This window comes from Blautia sp. HCP3S3_H10_2 (assembly GCF_052122375.1).
Lineage (GTDB): Bacteria > Bacillota > Clostridia > Lachnospirales > Lachnospiraceae > Blautia_A.
The window spans coordinates 36,349-54,234 of the sequence record NZ_JBQKCL010000002.1; the positions used below are offsets into that span (position 1 = coordinate 36,349).

General features: G+C 42.3%; 13 protein-coding genes. 2 read left to right on the top strand and 11 right to left on the bottom strand.

Going from position 1 to position 17,886, the window contains the following annotated elements:
- Complete coding sequence (locus tag ACTQWB_RS02230; protein WP_441500152.1) at window positions 1-465, bottom strand: hypothetical protein; 465 nt, start codon at window positions 463-465, stop codon at window positions 1-3.
- 206 nt (window positions 466-671) lie between these two features.
- On the opposite strand from ACTQWB_RS02230, the gene ACTQWB_RS02235 reads away from it, so the two are divergent.
- Window positions 672-2,342, top strand: coding sequence for a dicarboxylate/amino acid:cation symporter (locus ACTQWB_RS02235; RefSeq protein WP_441500153.1), 1,671 nt, complete (start codon window positions 672-674; stop codon window positions 2,340-2,342).
- A gap of 100 nt (window positions 2,343-2,442) precedes the next feature.
- On the opposite strand, the gene ACTQWB_RS02240 is transcribed toward ACTQWB_RS02235, so the two are convergent.
- The 8 genes from ACTQWB_RS02240 to ACTQWB_RS02275 all read right to left on the bottom strand — a co-directional run bounded on the left by ACTQWB_RS02240 (window position 2,443) and on the right by ACTQWB_RS02275 (window position 14,208).
- Window positions 2,443-3,795: an MATE family efflux transporter gene (locus tag ACTQWB_RS02240; protein WP_441500154.1), complete on the bottom strand. Its 1,353-nt coding sequence runs from the start codon at window positions 3,793-3,795 to the stop codon at window positions 2,443-2,445.
- A gap of 95 nt (window positions 3,796-3,890) precedes the next feature.
- Window positions 3,891-5,639 (bottom strand): acyl-CoA dehydratase activase, encoded by a 1,749-nt coding sequence (locus ACTQWB_RS02245; protein ID WP_441500155.1) that lies wholly within the window; start codon window positions 5,637-5,639, stop codon window positions 3,891-3,893.
- Window positions 5,632-6,903: a 2-hydroxyacyl-CoA dehydratase subunit D gene (locus tag ACTQWB_RS02250; RefSeq protein ID WP_441500156.1), complete on the bottom strand. Its 1,272-nt coding sequence runs from the start codon at window positions 6,901-6,903 to the stop codon at window positions 5,632-5,634. Before ACTQWB_RS02250 ends, ACTQWB_RS02245 begins: the two co-directional genes overlap by 8 nt.
- 122 nt (window positions 6,904-7,025) lie before the next feature.
- On the bottom strand, window positions 7,026-8,276 hold the full coding sequence (locus tag ACTQWB_RS02255) for a DNA polymerase Y family protein (protein ID WP_441500157.1): 1,251 nt from the start codon (window positions 8,274-8,276) through the stop codon (window positions 7,026-7,028).
- A gap of 94 nt (window positions 8,277-8,370) precedes the next feature.
- Complete coding sequence (locus tag ACTQWB_RS02260; protein WP_441500158.1) at window positions 8,371-11,292, bottom strand: toll/interleukin-1 receptor domain-containing protein; 2,922 nt, start codon at window positions 11,290-11,292, stop codon at window positions 8,371-8,373.
- Window positions 11,292-12,176, bottom strand: coding sequence for a hypothetical protein (locus tag ACTQWB_RS02265; protein WP_441500159.1), 885 nt, complete (start codon window positions 12,174-12,176; stop codon window positions 11,292-11,294). Before ACTQWB_RS02265 ends, ACTQWB_RS02260 begins: the two co-directional genes overlap by 1 nt.
- Complete coding sequence (locus ACTQWB_RS02270) at window positions 12,173-13,699, bottom strand: ATP-binding response regulator (RefSeq protein ID WP_441500160.1); 1,527 nt, start codon at window positions 13,697-13,699, stop codon at window positions 12,173-12,175. Before ACTQWB_RS02270 ends, ACTQWB_RS02265 begins: the two co-directional genes overlap by 4 nt.
- Entirely contained in the window at window positions 13,663-14,208 is a 546-nt protein-coding gene (locus tag ACTQWB_RS02275) for a PAS domain-containing protein (RefSeq protein ID WP_441500161.1), read from the bottom strand. Before ACTQWB_RS02275 ends, ACTQWB_RS02270 begins: the two co-directional genes overlap by 37 nt.
- Before the next feature lie 462 nt (window positions 14,209-14,670).
- Here ACTQWB_RS02275 and ACTQWB_RS02280 point away from each other — a divergent pair, with 462 nt between their 5' ends.
- Window positions 14,671-15,894, top strand: a complete 1,224-nt coding sequence (locus tag ACTQWB_RS02280; protein ID WP_441500162.1) for a dicarboxylate/amino acid:cation symporter — start codon at window positions 14,671-14,673, stop codon at window positions 15,892-15,894.
- Window positions 15,895-15,993: 99 nt separating this feature from the next.
- On the opposite strand, the gene fucO is transcribed toward ACTQWB_RS02280, so the two are convergent.
- Window positions 15,994-17,139, bottom strand: a complete 1,146-nt coding sequence (gene fucO / locus ACTQWB_RS02285) for a lactaldehyde reductase (protein WP_441500163.1) — start codon at window positions 17,137-17,139, stop codon at window positions 15,994-15,996.
- A 159-nt stretch (window positions 17,140-17,298) separates the two neighbouring features.
- Window positions 17,299-17,874 (bottom strand): TetR/AcrR family transcriptional regulator C-terminal domain-containing protein, encoded by a 576-nt coding sequence (locus ACTQWB_RS02290; protein ID WP_441500164.1) that lies wholly within the window; start codon window positions 17,872-17,874, stop codon window positions 17,299-17,301.
- Window positions 17,875-17,886: the final 12 nt, after the last annotated feature.

A 17,886-nucleotide genomic window follows, 5' to 3' on the forward strand; every position in this document is an offset into this window, starting at 1 on the left:
TCAATTCAGCACAAAGTACATGGGAGATACTCTCTCCGTAATAAAATCAGCCTTATAAATACCAGCATCCAGTTCCGCGTTTACGGTAACAGCATATATTTTCTCGGCTTCTGAAAAATGTCCGGCTTCCTGCAACGTATTATCTGTGATTCTTTCCGGAAAATCAGAGATTCCAATGGTTTTATATTCTGCACCATTAATAGAAACTGGTGTTCCTATCTCGATTCCGGAAATGTCTGCCTCCTTTATATAACAGACAGCCTTTCCGTTCGCAACCCTGCAAACAGTCTCTACCTTTGTGTCAAGATGTCCAAAGACTCCCCATACACATACTCCGGATAAAAGAAAAATGACTGACAGCAGGATTAACCATACTCCTGGATTCGCTACATGAATATAATCATTTAACTGATCAGGAGATGAGATCCTGTTAATGCTTTTTTCTCTGAATAGTTTTTTCTCCATATTTTCATCTCCTTTCAATTGTGGTAATCCAAAACAATTCTGCATATATTCTACAAATTTCGTTAATAAATCATAGCATAAAGAAAACTGCATTCTGATTCCAGGGAACAAAATGTGAGTATAGGGAACGAAATCTATTTCTGCTTTTATATCTCGAGCTCTTGTCTAAAATGTTTGTTGACAAGAAATATCAACAAAAGTTATAATTGAAAAAATTCTGCACTACACCAGTATTTTGTTCCGAAAAAAATAGATACGATCATAAACAGATAAAGGAGCCAAAAATGCAAAAGATAATGGAAAAATTTCTTCTTCATGCAGGTGAGATTGACCGTTTCAGCCAATTAACAAATGATTTATTACAGCAAATGAAGATTAATCACAAAGATATTTTACGTTTTCGATTAAGTATCGAAAATGTTATGGAGATTTGGATGAATGAACTTGGAGAAAACACCAATTGTACATTTGCCAGCGGTTCCAGGTTTGGCAGAACATATATTATCTTATCCGCAGAAGGAAGAATGGTAAATCCCAATGAATATCAGGATGAGTTAACAACCATGATCAGTAATGGAAATTCTTTTCTGGCAACTCTGGGTCTGTTTCTGGAATACCATTATGAAGATGGCAAAAATTTCCTGAAACTGACTTTGCCAAAGAAACAATCCGGACAGTTAACTCCAGTTATCCTGGGCATGCTTCTTGGCATCATAAGTGGAGCTGTTCTGACATTTGGACTGCCTGATGTGGGAAACGTGATACAGACATGGATTATTTCGCCAATATTTGATACTTTCATGAATCTTTTAACCCTTATTGCAGGTCCAATGATTTTTCTGGCTGTGTATTGCGGAATATATGAAATGGGGGATGCTGCGACCTTTGGAAAAATCGGAAAAAGCCTGATCATCCGTTTCTTATTGTTCGCTTTTCTCGTTTTAGCTGCAGCAGGTCTGATGGTTTCCTGGCTTTTTATTTCTTCCTCTGGAAAAAATAATATTTCAGGAAATTCTATTATGGAGCTTTACAAAATGGTACTTAACATTATTCCTGGTGATATTATTTCTCCATTTCAGACTGGAAATGCAATGCAGATTATTTTTCTTGCATGTGTATGTGGTACTGGTACATTGGTGTTGGGAGATTCCGTATCAGGAATATCTAAAATAATCTCCCAGATAAATACATTAATACAATTACTAATGACTTATATTGGCAGGCTTATTCCAGTGTTTGTGTTTGTCTGCATAATGAATCTGTTTTTATCAGGCAGCCTGAATAATATATCCGGACTTATAAAACAGATTATCATTGTTGCAGCTGTTACTTGTATAACTCTTGTATTTTATATTGGCCTGGTCTGCTGGAAGTGCCGCGTAAAGCCGGCAATTTTAATTTCCAAATTACTTCCCACTTTTTTAATAGCACTTTCCACAGCTTCTTCGTCCGCAGCTTTCGGAACGAATATAGAAAGTTGTAAAAAGATGGGTATAGATACAAAACTAATTAATTTTGGTGTATCTATAGGACAGGTTATCTTTATGCCAGCTTCTGCTATTATGTATTTTATTTCATCATTATGTATTGGGCAGAGTTATGGAATTGAAATCACGGTCATCTGGATCATAACATCAATTTTAACCAGTACGATCCTGGCACTGGCAACCCCTCCAATTCCAGGTGGAGCTTTATCCTGTTATACAATTTTATTTACCCAATTGGGAATTCCAACTGCAGGAATTGCATTAGCAATCAGTATAGATTTACTTATGGATTCATTTTTAACAGCCAGCAATCTTGCATACCTGCAGGCAGAGCTTGTGCTTTCAGCACAGAAATTAAATTTACTAAATGAAACAAGATTACAAAAATGATCACATATAAAAATCCTTCTAAAGCAGATCCTTATGATAGAAATCTGCCTTAGAAGGATTTCATTTAATAACAAAATGAGATTGTCATCTGCACTTTCCCTCAAACCCGCTCCAGCTTCCTCATATGCCACAGATACACGATCATAATTGCACCGCCAGTAAATATCCAGGAAGCTACATAGACATTCATCAGCATGTCGAAAGTGGGCACCAGTTTGAAGATGGTTACCAGCCAGATCATACGGAAAACTACAGTTCCAAGGATCGTGATAACAGAGGGTTCCAGAGATTTTCCCATTCCTCTAAGTGCTGCACTCTCAACTTCATAGGTAGCAGTAAGCCCCTCTAAGGAGCATACCCGGTGCATACGGATCAGGCCAAATGCTGCCACTCCTGCACTGGTGGTGTAAATGCTTACAAAGAAATCATCCCAGATCATAAATACAATACTGAGGATTTCCGTAAATCCCATTCCAAATAAAAGGCACAGCCAGAATACCTTTTTACAACGCTTTAAATTTCCGGCGCCGAAATTCTGGCTGGTAAATGTTACTGCAGCCTGAGCAAAAGCAGCTGCAATATCATATGTAAAATACTCGAAATTCAGAGCCAGGGAAGAACCTGCAATTGCATCCTCTCCGAAAGAATTGATTCCACTTTGGATAAATACATTGGAGACAGAGAAAATAGCTCCCTGTATTCCCGCCGGAATCCCAATTGCCAGAACCTTCGACAGTTCTTTTTTATTAATGTGCATTTTACGGAAGCAGAACTGAAATTCATCGTCACGCTTCTGTAAATGTCTGGTTACAAGGAATGCACTTAACACATTGGAGATCACTGTAGCAATCGCAACACCGGAAACACCAAGCCTAAAGCAGATCACCAGAAACAGGTTCAAAATAACATTTACAATTCCAGATGCCAGCAGGTAATACATGGGTCTTCTGCTATCTCCATAGCTTCTGAGAATTGCGGAGCCAAAGTTATAAATTGTCATAAAAGGCAGACTGCTAAAATAAATCCGGATGTACAAAAGAGCCTCAACCATAACACTTTCCGGTGTTCCGGAAGCCTCCAGCACGATACGCGCAGAAAGCATACCGACAATCATAAGAAGTAAGCCAAGGATTGCACCAAATGTCAGTATGGTATGAAGCATCCCACTGATCCGTTCTCTTTTTTTCTGCCCGATCAGTGTAGCCAGTGCAGCGTTCGGTCCTACAGACATTCCAACTAACAGATTAACAAAAATACCTACAAGTGCCACACAGCTTCCCACTGCTGCCAATGCCCGGTCTCCTGCAAAACGGCCAACCACAGCCACATCTGCGGAGTTAAATAACTGCTGTAAAATACTGCTGAATGCAAGGGGGATGGCAAATAGGATCAGCTTGCCTGCCAGACCACCATTGAGCATATCCATTTCCTTTGATTTTTTTACCTGTTCCATTTCCCGTTTCCAGATAATTCCTTTCCTGTCATATATTATCTTAAATCTGTTTCAAAAATCTTTCAGGGCAGCCTTCAAACGCAGCTGCTGCATTCCTACATCATATCTGCTGCAAACAATGCTGCTCCAAGCGCTCCGCAAAGCTGCGCTTTCTCACTGATCACCAGTTTTGTTCCAAGCTTCTCTTCCAGAGTCTTTACAAGCCCTCTGTTCTTGGAAACGCCACCTGTCATCATATACTTTTCCTCTCCGCCTACGCGCTTGGCAAGAGCCGCGGTCTTGACTGCCACTGCCTTATTCAGACCATGGACTATATCATCTGTCGCCTTATTCTGTGCGATCAGGGAAACCACCTCAGACTCTGCAAATACGGTACACATACTGGAAATGGTAATATCTTCTTTAAATTTCAGGCCGCACTCACTCATCTGATCCAGATCCATTTCCATGGTCCGGGCCATCATTTCCAGGAATCGGCCTGTTCCGGCAGCACATTTATCATTCATGACGAAATTGGCAACAGCTCCGTTTTCATCCAGACGGATCACTTTGCTGTCCTGTCCACCGATATCAATGACTGTACGCACATCTGGATCAAGGAAATGCGCTCCTCTCGCATGGCAGGTAATTTCTGTGATACTTTTATCTCCGCTTTTGATCGCGGTACGTCCATAACCTGTGGTAACAAGGGCATCAATATCCTCTCTTTGTAAGCCAGCCTGGTCAAGCGCTTCAGACAATGCCCTTTCTGCACCAATGGCAGCGCCTGCACCTGTCGGCAGAATAATACTGGTTACAATTTCATGCTCTTTATTTAAGATCACCACATCTGTACTGGTGGAACCACTGTCAATTCCTGCAAAATATCCTTTTCCCATTTTCTTTTTTTCCTTTCTGTCTCCCTGATCTGTCTGCTCCAGTGTTTCCGGCTGTATGCTCTCTGCAAATGCCTCCAGCCTGGTAAGGAGCTGCCCGCTGCTCTGAATGGTATAATCGGATTCTATTTTTAGAAGAGGTACATCTGTGTGATTCTTGATATCTGCGTATTCAAAGCTATAGAAATCACAAAATTTCACAGTATGGTAAATAATCCCGGCTATAGACGGGTCATTATAAAGCTTTTTTCGTCCGGCAGGATCCAGCATGCGCATACATGGGATCTGGCCAAGAAGCTCCCCGGCATACCATTCCATAAGTCTGTCAAACTGTTCCTCTGAAATATTTTCAGCTAACAGTTCATTGTCCTGGGGTGTCCTTTTTGTACTTTCTTCTCCTGTTGAAAGGTATTCTTCAGGCGGCAGACAATCTCCAAGGGAACGGTTATGTACACAGGTATCATTTTCTACAGGCAGCGGCATTGCCTTGCTGGTCATTTCAAACAGTTCCTGTCCCATCCGGGCTCCCAGTACTGCAATATGCGGCTCCGTGATCTTCTTCGGGGCACGAAATGCTGCTTTAAAAGCCTTCGGATCAAAAGTAGTTCCTTTATATTCTCCATATGCCTTTGCCAGTCCCTTTAACTGCATTGCCATACGCTCCCTGCTGCAGGCACTGTCACAGTGAAGTACATCCAGAATATAGAGGAAGTCCAGTTTTCCACTTTCCAGCAAAATATCATATACGCTTCGAATGGTATCGCAACAGCTTACCAGTACCAGTTCCTTTATTTTTCCCTCCATTACAGCTTCCAGAAGTGTTTTTCCAAAGCCGCAGATATTAGGATGGGCTACCTGGTCTGCCAGATCAAAGCCATCTGGCATGTGATTAAAGTTTTCCACTTCGCCCCCAAAAGCTTCAAGAAGCTCTATAGGGGTGTATTTACAGACATAATAGGTTTTATTCATTTTTGTTACCTCCCAGCATTTCCAGGAAAGCACCCAGTCTGGTGGAGGTCTGGCCTTCTCCTCCGTGGCTTCTGTCACAGCCGTCCCCATCCAGGATCAACAATGGCAGACCTGCTTCCTCAAATTTCTTTTTCGCCAGCTGTGCGGATCCCAGTGTATGCTTGCAGCCCCAGTGCCCAAACCAGACTACGCCATCTGCACCGGCCTGTTTCGCATGGCGGATTCCTGCTTCGATTCTTCTAAGTGCGCTGCCATTCAGGGAATGATAAACCATTCTTCCTGCCATTGCTTCAAAAGGTTTTTCAGGGTCAAAATCCGGTTCACAGGTTTCTGCCAGCTCACAGCCTACAATCTGCGCTTTTTCACTAAAACATAATTCCTGGCGTACTGCATCCGACCAGAAAGGAATGGTGTGCATCCAGTAAATATGTTTTCCTTTTGCAACCGGTGCCTTTTGAATATCTTTCAGAAGCTGACTGGTATATTTTTCCTCTTCCGGAGTTCCGAGCAACAGGTTATTTGTCATGCCGGCATATAATGGTGTGACCAGATCCGATGGAACATAACGGTCAGCCCGTGCCTGCTGGAAGTTTTTATAATTTTCCAATGTCTTCTTACTGCGTACAAGTCTTTGAATCAAAGCTTCCTCTGTGATCTTTTTCCCGGTATGCTTTTCCAGAAATATACTGAGTTCTTTCAATTGATCTACCACATACCGGACACTGTCTTCTCCCTGCTGCCATGGGACATCGATTGCAAAAGACGGTACCTGATAAAAATCAGCCAGTGTTCGGAAGGTAAGCAGGTTTGCATCACAGGTCAGATTGGTATAAACAATACATTTCGGCTTTGGCAAAAGACCTTTTTTCGCCGCACCGAGAAAGGTTTTGTGATAACTGCATAAGGTTTCTGCGATTCCCTGGTTTTCTGCTTGCTGTAAAAAAGCCCTCTCAGCTTTGCTGGCAGATAGATAACAGGAGAAGCCTTCTACGTTATAAGGATGTAAATCCACTTCCTGAAGCATTTCACAGGGAGTAAATATACTTACGATTGCGGAACTGTCAGGATTTTTCAGTGGATGGAGCATGGTGTCCATCATCAGATGTGCAAGATACCGGTCAGCTGGCATCAGCTTTTTGTCCGGTGCAAAACGAAATTTCAGATTCTGGGCTTCCCAGCCGGTTTTTAAGAGCCACTGGGCAGTTTTAGGATTTGTATCTGTCAGGTTTTCTACATAATGACCAAATGTCTCGATTATATTCATTGTCTTCTCTTCCTCATTATGATTTGTAATTAATTTTCTTTTCCCAAATAAAACACAATTGTATATTTTAGTTTTATCTAAAAAAAATGTCAAGAAAAAAGCCTGCTTATACAAACAGGCTCTTACTTTTCATTATCTGACTCCATTTGTGCTTTCGCCTTCCGTCCAATCCCGGCATTACTGTTCATAATACTTGCCCTTGTAATTTTATCATTTCCAAATTTCATGCGGATGGCATCCATGGTTGCATCCAGCTTCTGGCGCTGCTCCCTCTTCCTGGTGTCTTCAAACAAGGACATCTGTTCAAAGCCATCCTCTGTAAGCCCAGTAAGTGCCACTCCGATCAGCCGCAGCGGCTGTTCTTTCCAGAACTCTGTAAAAAGCCGCCTGGCATTGGTATATATTTCATCTGTCACATCTGTAGCATTGGCAAGCTTCATCTGATGGGATCTGTTTTTGAAATCAAGAGTGCGGAAGGTGACGGAAATGCAGGTGCACTTTTTCCCCTTGCGACGCATTCTGGTAGCTACCACATCGCACTGTTCCAGCAGAATTGGCTGAATCTGCTCCATGGATACAATATCGTCATTAAAGGTTTTCTCCACGCTGAAGCCCTTACTCTCTTCAGGCACCTCCAGAACAGGAGAATCATCAATGCCTCTGGCATACTGGTAAAGCTGATGTCCTGTTTTTTCTCCCAGAAGATTCTGTATGGTAGATTCTTTTTCACGTGCCAGTTCGCCAATGGTACGGATTCCAAAATCGATCAGCTTTTTCTCTGAGGCTTTTCCCAGGAATAACAGGTCTCTTATGGGAAGAGGCCACATTTTTGCCGGAATTTCTTCTTGGAAAAGAGTATGCACTTTATTCGGCTTCTCAAAATCCGAGGCCATTTTCGCAAGCAGCTTATTCGTGGAAATCCCTACATTTACCGTAAAGCCAAGTTCTTCATAAATCTTATCTTTTATTTCATGCGCCGTTGCAACCGGATCCGGATAGATCAGGGAGGTTCCTGTCATATCCAGAAATACCTCATCAATGGAAAAGGATTCCATTGCAGGCGCATAAGATTTACAGATTGCCTTGAACGCCTGGGAGTTCCTGGTGTACAAGCGGAAATCGCTTGGAACAACTACCAGATTGGGGCATTTCCGAAGGGCCATGGCAACTGGTTCTCCCGTCTGTACGCCGTATTTTTTCGCCGGAATGGACTTGGCAACTACAATCCCGGTCCGCGTCTTTGGATCCCCGCCTACTGCAGATGGTATTTCCCGCAAATCCGGCAGACCTTCCTTTACTCTTCTGGCAGCTTCCCAGGAAAGAAATGCGCTGTTCACGTCAACATGAAAAATTAACCGTTTTATATGGCTCACATCCTTATTTTTCATCACATTGTAAAAAAGTGGTAAAATTTAATTTCAGAGCGTGCATGAAACACGCTCTGCCTCAAAATCTATTATGGATTCATCACTCACAGTGATAAGCTCTTTTCTGCTCCTCGGTCAGGCTCTGACCTCCAAGGAATTCCTCGCCCTTTTGGTAAGTTTCATCCATAGAAAGAAAGGTCACAGCATATAAAGTCTGTACACCGTCGTAGATTACAACCTCGCCATCCTCATTCATTCCAAGACCGCCCTTTATGCTTGCAATGGGGGAAGCTGTAGCGTCCTTGCTATAGATATCCAGTCTTGTCTCACCATTATCAGAAAGATATAGAGCTGCAAAATACGGTTGACCTTCCGGTGCAGAGAAATGGTACAAAGTATCTGCCTTTGCAATCGTCAGTACTACCTCTCCGGTAGAATTATCCACCACAAAAGCACCTTTGTCACTACTGCAAAGAAGTGTATAGCCTGGAATGTTATCCGCCCAGGAGAAGTTACCCAGATCAATTCTTGTAATTTCCCGTTTTTCTGCATAATTATACAGAACATATTCCTTCTCACCAGCTGGCTGATAAAGAACATAATCGTCCACTGCACTGCCGCTGAAATTTGTGATTTTCCGAGAAAGGATCTCTTTTCGATCTGGATCCAGAATACATATCGTATCCACGCCATCGTCTCCTCCCAGTATTTCAATTAAATAACCGGACACAGAAATATATGCATTTTTACAGTTCTGCGGAACCTCTTCTGTATGAGCTGGTTCCAGGTCTTCGGCACTTTCATCTGATTTCTCATAGTCATACTCTTTCAAGAGACCATCTTCTACCATAAACGCACCATTAACTTCAAGATTTCCATCTGTTCCATCTGGAAGTTCCTTCACCAGTTCTCCACTTTCCGCATCATAGACTGTGATGGTTCCGTCCAGATTGTTACAGCTTACCAGGGAATCATTCACCACATTCATATAGGATACTTTCTGATTGAACTGGGCGCCTTTTAAAGTAGACAGGTCAACTGCATAGGAATTGGTACTGCAATTTACCATCATCAAGTCATTCCGTCGGATAACATAGTCAATGGTTTCATTGGCGCCTTTTTTCATAGTGCCTGTCTTGGCTGCGGTTCTGTCATTCAGCTGATAAATACGGAATTCATAAGAATTCAACCTGTAAGTGGCAATATATTTTTTTCCTGCACGTACTTCCGAACAGCCGTTTCCATCACCTGGAAGACTTCCAATTATGTAGGGGATATCAGTATAATCTACATATTCCACAGCTCCGTCACTGGTGCAGACTGCAAAAGTAATCTCGTCGTCATCCCCAATATATTCTGCATCTGTAATATTATTAGAGGTCCTATAGGCATGCAGTACTTTTCCTGTTTTTATGTCTGCGCAGGCAAGCTCGGACGCATTGCGGTAATAAAACATTTCCCTGTCAGGATCTACATAACAGATATCTGTTGTGATCTGTGTATCTGTAGGGTAAACCTTACCTTCGTCCATATTCAGACTGCAATAGCACAAATCAGCACTATCCAGGAATACTAACTGATGACCTGTCCAGGAAGTGTCATTGTATACAATATTTATATATTTTCTATCATCCAGCTTCTTTACAATTTCACCGCTCTTCACATCTATGATATAAAGAGTATTCATGACATCGTCTTCTTCCCAGAATTCACTGAATGCAGCATATTTTCCATCATCACTCATTCCATAATACATGCCGTCATCGCAGTCAAAACTACACTCTGAAATCAATTCCCCCTCTGTGGTATAAAAGGTAAGCTTTTTTGCATCTGCATCAAAAGCACTGATCACTGTCTCATCTTTGTTTACGCTTACCGTCATTGCATAAGTGCCTTCCCAGAGCACATCAAAGGTATTCATATCAAGGATCTGGATTCCCTCTTCTCCTGCAATGGCACAGCGATGGTCTCCAAAGAATGCAATCTTGGAATTACAGCTCTGATGCCCGCAATAATACGGGTCTGCTGGGAAATCCGCTACTGTCTTATCTGCTTCTATATCATAAAAATGAATAGAATAATCATCTGCACTTGTCAGATCCACGTATGCCACATAATCGTCATAGGGACTAACCTTAAGGGCATCCATAGTCTGTGTGCTAACGTTATTTCTGGCTATATAACCTTTCTGATAGCTATAAGTCTGCAAAGCATTTGTAAGGGATGCCATAGCCGCACCCTCAAAAGGACGGTCATTTCCCAGATTTTCCGGGAGCCCTTCCAGGGCCAGCATAGCTGCAAGCTTAGGATTATCTGCGGAAAAAGCGGTATCCGAATATTCTGAAAGAAGGTACGACTGGGCAGACTGTGTTTTTTTCACCTGGTTCTGCAGTTTCACATTTTCCCGTACCATCTGTGCCAGGAAAGCGCAGACTACAGCAAAACAAACGCTGCCAGCAGTAATCCCTCTCTGTAATTTACGCTGTCTCTCGCGCTGGCGGAGCTGGTCGAACTCGCAGTGCAGCATAGCCGCAAGAATACGCAGCTGTTCTACCTTCATTTTGCGCTTTTGCCTGGCCTGGCTTTCGCCTCTTACGTCTGCGGCCAGCGGCTCTACTTCTATCTCTGCTCCATCTACGATTCTATGAGTGATCGCATACGGGAAACTATCCTCTGGTTCACCTTCTGCCAATACGGCAATAATATGATCGCTTCCCCTAAGCTTCTGGAATAACTCGATCTCCCTCATGCACCATTTGGATTCTTTAAGCCTTGGAGTGCAGATCACAATGAGATACTCTGATTGTCCCAGAGCTTCTTCAATATTATTGTACAGACTGCTGGAGCTTGGAAGCTCATCTACATCACGGAAAATCCTGCCCACTCTCTTTTTGCCGATTTTTGCAGCAAGCTTTCCAGGAACACGGTAGTTTTCCAGCATTGTATGTAAAGTCTTTGCCACAAATTCATCATTTCCGCCATGTCTGTAACTGATAAAGGCGGTGTATTTCCAGTTCTCCATTAGTCACACCTCTCGTAGCTTCGTAAAAATACAGATTTTTCAATAATATAAATATCTGACAGGTCGTCCTCACGAACCGCGATATAATCTCCCTTATCCCCTTTCAGGTATTTGTACCTGTCCCACTGGGTAAAGACCTTCGTGGATTCTGTAAGCTGTCTGGCAAAAATAGAATACACACCTTTTGCCTGACAGGTTCTTATATACGGGATAAGCTGATATTCTTCCCCTGTGATCGTATTATGGATCACAGGTTCTTTTTCGCTTTTATATTCCGGTGCACCTTCTGTGTATTCATAAGAATTCTGGAATTTCTCCTGACGGATAGGATATACTTCCCCATCTATTCCAATCATTATATAGAGATCTTTTGCACTGACACATTCCATGTCTCCTTCCATGGTACGCACAAGGATTGGTGTGCCTTCCTTGAGAAAATCAGATGTATGAACCACGCCAAGCTTTGTTTTTTTCTTCTGATAGCGCTTCATCTGCTTCAGATCTGCTTTATATTCTTCAGAGCGCACAATATCAAATCTGGAAAAATAGCTTTCCAGATTTTCTCGAAAATAGTTTTCGTAATCAGCGTTCTGGTGATGCACCAGAAGCAGGCATTCCGCAAGGAAACCTCCTGCATTGGCAGCCTGTCCGCCACCAGCGCCAACAGACTTGGCAAGATATTCGGCCACTTCGTCAGCGCGCACCTCGTTTGTCTGGCTTCTGATACTGAATTTACATCCGGCTGGATCCTTCGCCCATATAACGCCAAAAGAAATGTCCTTTTCTTTCATCTCCTGTTCGCATAAATCTCCCATTTTTTCCTGGTCGCGAATTTCGGTCTGCATTAAAAGCCAGTTGCCGTTTTCATCAACAATGTATTTCATACTGTTTCCTTTCCTGCACTTTCCCTGGATATCCAGCGCTTCAAAACATGATACATCTTAGAAAGCTCAATTGGTTTAGAAAGATGTTCATTCATACCAGCCTGTCTGGCTGCAAAAATATCTTCGGAAAAAGCATTGGCTGTCATGGCAATAATGGGAATATTAAGGGAATCCGGATGCTGGCTTTCCCGGATCCTTCTTGTTGCATCATATCCATTCATCACTGGCATCTGCACATCCATAAGGATCAGATCATAGTAGCCCTTCGAAGAATTTTCGAACATTTCAAGTGCCATTTTGCCATTTACTGCTTTTTCATAAGAAACTCCTGTTTCTTCCAGAAATGTACAGGTGATTTCCATATTCAGTTCATTGTCTTCTACAACCAGGATTCTCTTTCCTCTCCAGTCAGGTGCACTGTCATTTAACTCCAGATCTTCCTGAGATTCCTGATATGGTTCTGCTTCTCTTAATGGAAGCATTACATAAAAACAGGTTCCCTTACCAGGCTCACTGGAAAGCTCAATTGCTCCGTTCATCAGATGGATCAGATTCCGGGTAATAGTCATTCCAAGACCGGTTCCCTGAAGATTCTCTGTCTCATGAGCGCGCTCAAATGGTTCAAATACATGCTGCTGGAATTCCTGTGACATTCCTACCCCATTGTCACTTACCTGAAAATGAATGCTTGTGTATCTGGTATTTTCATTTTTACTACTCCACGCTAAGAAGCGGATCTCCCCTCCATCCGGAGTAAACTTCACAGCATTTGACAACAGATTTACAAGAATCTGCCGGATGCGCACAGCATCCCCAAGGAACAGCTCCTCAGGCAGATTAAACTCTGTGACAAAATGATGGCCATGCTTCGCAACAGATGGCCGGATCAGATCTGTAATTTCTTCTGTAAGCTCTGTAAGCTTCAACGGCTGTTCATCAAGAACAACCTTACCGCTTTCTATTCGGCTCACATCCAGAACATTATTTATAAGGTCCAGTAAAATCTGGGTGGATTTCTTGATTTTTACAATGTTTTCTTTCAGAATCTCAGGGGAGTCCAGATGACGCTCCAGAATCTGGGTAAAGCCTGAAATTGCATTCATAGGAGTACGGATGTCGTGGGACATATTGGAAAGGAAATCCGTTTTTGCCCTGCTTGCCTGTCTGGAGGCTTCACATGCTGCCTTCAGCGCTTCTCTTTCATCCATCTCTTTCTTATGGATTTCCGTAATATCCCTGATCGCCATTGTGACATAATTAAGTTTTCCCTCGCTTCCGGTAAGAAGAAGTACCACACGGAAATATCCGGCCTTGTCTTCGCCCTGAATGGTCTGGCGATAATCCTGTTCCCAGGATTCGATTCCTTTCTGGTACAGACTTTCGAAAAAGGAAATGCCAAGATCGATGTTTTCTGGAGCGGACTCGCAGACTGCCCTCATATAATTCCAGCTCTTTATCAATTCTGAATAGCTGCCAGAGGGCTTCATCAGCTCGCCATGAATTTCATCCTTGAATTCTCGCATTGTTCTTTTTTCTCAAAACCAAGAAGTCTGACACCGGCAGGATTGATAAGTGTAATCTTTTGTTCCCCATTTTCGAAGGTGAAACGGAGAACGCCGCAATTTATGGAATTTAAAACTCTCTCCAATACTTCCTTCTGCCGGGCTTCTCTTCTCCTGGCTTCTATTTCTTCGCCTACTTCCATGAACATGCATTGCAGCAATTCATGACCATTTTCCATGCAGATCAGTTTCACATCGCCTTCAATGGCACTGTTATAGGTCTTTAACAGGAAATGGGACTGATCTCCCGGAGTTTTCAGATTCCGCAGGATCTCATGGGCATATTTCATATTATCCTCATCCAGATAGGCCTCTGCAGACATAATGCCGCCACTTTTTAATACGGTCTTCATAACCTGTTCCGCACGTGGATTCGCTCTGTAGATCTTGCAAGTATTTCCAAAGGGAAGCTCCAGATGCAGAATTCCGCAGGGGATACTTTCAAATAATTCTTCGTAATCTTTTGACATTTGTTTTCTTCCTTTGTTTTTACCAGATGGATACTAAACCACTGCATTCGTAATCCGGGCTATCGCCCTACTTACTTATACAGTTTAGCCTGTGCGATATCCATAAATCCAACATGCAAGCATGCTGGATTCATGGCTGCCGCACAGGACATTCATAGTAAAAAGCTGGACCATATACGAAAATTGCCATCTCAGCTTTCCGTCTATAATCCAGCAATTCTTTTGTTTTTAGTATAACATGCAGACAGCCAGTCGTCTAGATGATTCTGGCTTTTCATAGTCCTTTTTCAGAGGTAACAGGTCCAAAAACATGAGGCGGAAATACTTTTCATATGTGCCTTGTATACATAATAGTGTAAAACATTTGTAACATCTGTTCTTTCTAAATATGGTAAAATATATCAATATTTTTGGTTATTTGATAAGAAACGCCAAATAGCCAAGGGATCAAGGAGGGAACAAATGAAAAATTTCTACACGTGGTATAAAAAACATATCACAACCGCAATTTTTGCCGGACTGATTCTTGGTATTCTTACCGGACTTTTTCTGGCAGACAGATTCGCCCCGGTGCTTACTGTTACAAGCCTGGTGGGAAGCATTTATATGAATGCGCTGAATATGATGATTTTTCCATTGGTATTCTGTTCGATCATCATGGGTATCACAAGTATCGGAAATGCACGTACTACAGGCAAGATCACTGCAGGCGCCATGATCTTCTTTTTATGCACCACTGCTCTTGCAAGTCTCGCCGGACTGATCATTCCAAGACTGATCAATCTTGGAAAAAATGTAAAATTCGAGATGGCCACCTCTGATATCCAGGCCACAGAAATGACCAGTATCCTGGATACCATCAAAAACCTGATTCCATCTAATCCGGTTGCCGCATTTGCAAACGGCAATATGCTTCAGGTTCTTGTATTCGCAGTAATCGTTGGATTTACCCTGATCGCCATCGGCGAAAAAGGTGCACCCCTTCTGAAGGTGATTGACTCCTGCAATGAAGTTTGTCTGAAGGTTATCAGTACCGTTATGTATTTCACACCGATCGGTGTATTCTGTACCATCGTTCCAGTTGTTGAAGCAAATGGTACTGAAACTATTATTTCCCTGGCTACACAGCTGATCATTCTGTACATTGCATTCTTTGGATTTGCCTTTATTGTGTACGGTGGTTCTGTGAAATTCATTGGCAAGGAGAGCCCGGTCAAATTTTTCAAGGCAATGCTTCCGGCTGCCCTGAATGCGTTTGGAACCTGCTCCAGTTCTGCAACTATTCCCATCAGCAAGCAATGTATGGAGGATGAGATGGGCGTATCCAACAAGATCACAAGTATTGCTATTCCTCTTGGCGCTACAGTAAACATGGATGCCGTTTCCATCCTTATGTCTTTCATGATCATGTTCTTTGCAAATGCATGCGGAATCAATGTGAGCATTTCCATGATGATCGTGATCCTTCTGGCAAATGTGCTTCTTTCTGTAGGAACTCCTGGCATTCCAGGCGGTGCTATTGCTTCTTTCGCTGCCCTGGCAACTATGGCAGGTATTCCGGCAGGGGTTATGGGTGTGTACATAAGTATTAATACCCTCTGCGATATGGGCGCTACCTGTGTCAACGTTATCGGCGACATGGCTGGCTGCGTAGTTTTGAAAGAAAAAATCAAACTGGATGAGTAATAAATAATAGAAAAGGACTGTAATATTCCAGATCCATAAACTGGTATCCGGGTATTTACAGCCCTTTTTCTTTTACAATTTTATCTGTATGGCGATATCTTACATAATCTTTCTAAACAGATCTTTCAGATCTTCTACGCTTGCATCTTTCGGATTTCCTGGTGCGCAGGCATCTGCATGGGCAGATTCTGCAAGAAACTGGAGATCTTCTTCTTTGATTGCTTCCAGCTTCGTCGGGATTCCAACATCAACAGAAAGTTTTCTGACTGCATCAATAGCAGCTTTTCTGTACTCTTCCTGAGTCATGGAATCAACATCTTTCACACCCATTGCTCTTGCAATCTCACGGTATTTCTCACCAGTGCACTCCTGGTTGTACTCCATAACGATCGGAAGCATCATAGCACATGCAACACCATGAGGAGTATCGTATACAGCACCTAATGTATGTGCCATGGAATGAGCGATTCCAAGTCCCACATTGGAGAATCCCATTCCTGCGATGTACTGGCCAAGAGCCATTCCTTCACGCCCCTCTTTGGTGTTGTCAACAGCCCCTCTTAAAGATTTGGAGATCAGTTCGATTGCTTTGAGATGGAACATGTCTGTCATCTCCCAGGCTGCCTTTGTTGTATAACCTTCAATTGCATGTGTAAGAGCATCCATACCAGTGGAAGCAGTCAGGCCTTTTGGCATAGAGGACATCATCTCAGGATCTACAACTGCGATGATCGGCATATCATGTGGGTCTACACATACGAATTTTCTCTTTTTCTCAACATCAGTGATAACATAGTTGATGGTAACCTCTGCTGCGGTACCTGCTGTAGTCGGAACAGCAATAATCGGAACACATGGTTTCTTTGTAGGTGCAGTACCCTCAAGGCTTCTTACATCCTCAAATTCCGGGTTGGCAATGATGATACCGATTGCCTTTGCTGTATCCATGGAAGAACCACCGCCAATTGCTACAATGTAATCTGCACCTGATTTCTTAAATGCAGCTACACCATTCTGGACATTCTGGATGGTCGGGTTTGCTTTAATATCAGAATAGATCTCATACTCAAGACCGTTTTTCTCAAGAATATCTGTAACTTTGCTTGTTACATTGAATTTGATCAGATCCGGATCAGAGCAGACAAATGCTTTTTTGAATGCATGTGCCTTTGCTTCATTTGCAATTTCTGCAATTGCTCCTGCTCCATGATAAGAAGTACCGTTTAAATTAATTCTGTTTGCCATAATAAACAAGCTTCCTTTCTGCGATTTACGCCTTAACTTTGTTATTATATTAACAACATTAAGATAAAAAGAAAAGTTACAGATACGGTGAATTGTCACTTTTTCTGTAACTTTGTCTATTAATCACAAATATAAATATATCTTTTTGGCAATTTTCGCTCAATTCAATATGCCTAACTCTGTGAAAAGTTCCTCAAGCACTCCTGGCATACCTTTCACAAGAATCTGTGCAAGCTTTTCCGGTGTACAATTCAGTTCCCCAAGGACCCATTTTATAGTCATGTAAATGGAACTCTGGCAATACATTTCCAGAAGGAAATGGGTATCTTCATCAAGAATTTTTCCGTTTTTTGTACGAATCAGATTTTCGTAGAAATCAAGAATCAGCTCAAAATCATGCTGTCTTAGGGAATTCTGACTGTCATAGCGAAAAGCTGCTGCAAAAAAGGACTGTTCCTCCTGAATATAAGTAAACTTCTTAACTAACGCATCAGATACCGTCCGTCCCTGTCCCATATGTTCAAAGGATTTTAAAAGAAGCTTGTCAAAATACCAGTTGATCAGATCATATTTATCCAGAAAATTGCGGTAAAATGTCTGTCTGGTAAGTCCACAGTTTTCTACGATCTGCTTTACGGTAATATTTTCAACAGGTGTTGTCCGCATACATTCCTTCATGGAATACGCCAGCTTGTATTTGGTTTTTTCCCCTTTTACAGAAGTTATATTCTCCATATTTATCCCCAT